Below are 1,620 nucleotides of genomic sequence, written 5' to 3' on the forward strand. Positions count from 1 at the left end.
CTTCGACGCCTCCTGGAACCAGCTGCTCTGGCTGTTCGCTGGCCATGAGCTGCACGTGCTGGACCAGGTGACCTGGACCGATCCGGACGCCTTCGTCGAGTACGCCGTGGGTCGCGGTCTCGACTTCTTCGAGGCCACCCCCTCCTACCTCCAAGTGCTGCTTAGGCACGGGCTGTTGAGCGATCCGCAGTGGCGGCCGACGATGCTGGGTTCGGGCGGCGAGGCCGTTCCGGAGCAGCTGTGGGCGCAGCTGCGGGCGGTGGACGGGGTGTCCTGCTTCAACTTCTACGGGCCGACCGAGTGCACCGTCGACTCGGCGATCGCGCCGATGTCGTCGAGCCCGCGTCCGGTGATCGGGCGGCCGGTGGCCAACGCCCGGCTGTACGTGCTCGACGGTGCGCTCCGGCCGGTGCCAGCGGGTGTGCCGGGTGAGCTGTACGTCGCCGGCGCGGGCGTGGCCCGTGGCTACCTGAACCGGCCGGGCCTGACGGCCGGGCGGTTCGTTGCCGACCCGTTCGGGTCGGATGGATCGCGGATGTACCGCACCGGTGACCGGGTGCGCTGGGGATCGGACGGGAACCTGGAGTTCCTGGGCCGCACCGACGACCAGGTCAAGATCCGCGGCTTCCGCATCGAGCTCGGCGAGATCGAGGCCGTGCTCGCCGAGCACCCGGAGATCGTGCGGGCCGCCGTCGTGGTGCGCACCGGGGGCGACGACTCCCGGCTCGCCGCCTACGTCGTCCCGGCCGCCGGGGCGGCCGTAGAGCCGGAAGCACTGCGGGCCCACCTGCGGGAGCGGCTGCCGGACCACATGGTGCCGAGCGCGTACGTGACGCTGGACGAGCTGCCGCTGACCGTCAACGGCAAGCTGGACCGGCGCGCCCTGCCCGAACCCGCCCCCACCGCGTCCCGGTCCGGCCGGGTGCCGCGGACGCCGCAGGAGCACGTCCTCACCGAGCTGTTCGCGCAGGTGCTGGGCGTGGCCCGGGTCTGGGCCGACGACGACTTCTTCGAGCTCGGCGGGCACTCGCTGCTGGCCACCCGGTTGGTCGCCCGGGCCCGCGCGGCGCTGGGCGTGGAGCTGGAGCTGCGCACGCTGTTCCGGACGCCGACACCGGCCGGGCTGGCCGCCGGTCTTGAGGAGGCCGGCCGGGCCCGGCTCGCGCTGGCCCGCGCCGAGCGGCCCGACCGCGTGCCGCTGTCCTCCGCCCAGCGGCGCCTGTGGTTCCTGCACCAGCTGGAGGGCACGGGGCCGACCTACCACATGCCGGCGGCCTGGCGGCTGTCGGGCGCCCTCGACCGGAGCGCCCTGCACGCGGCGCTCGGCGACCTCGTGGAGCGGCACGAGAGCCTCCGCACCGTCTTCCCGGCGGTGGACGGCGTGCCGTACCAGCAGGTGCTGGACCCGGAGGCCGTGCGACTGCGGTTGCCGGTCACGGCGACCTGCGAGGCGGACCTGCCGGACCTGCTGGCCGAGGCCCTGGGACGCGGGTTCGACCTGGTTGTCGAACCACCCGTGCACGCCGAGCTGTTCGAGTCGGCAACGGACGAACACGTGCTACTGGTGGTGTTCCACCGCGTCGCCGGTGACGGCTGGTCAATGGGGCAGCTTCTGAGGGC

At 73.5% G+C, this 1,620-nt stretch carries 1 protein-coding gene; it reads left to right on the forward strand.

Going from position 1 to position 1,620, the window contains the following annotated elements; all coding sequences use genetic code 11:
• Window positions 1–1,620: AMP-binding protein (locus tag ACFQ87_RS46230; protein ID WP_380617047.1), on the forward strand; the 1,620-nt coding region annotated here is incomplete at both ends.

It is taken from the genome of Kitasatospora sp. NPDC056531, assembly GCF_042794375.1.
In the GTDB taxonomy this organism is placed as follows: Bacteria; Actinomycetota; Actinomycetes; order Streptomycetales; family Streptomycetaceae; genus Kitasatospora.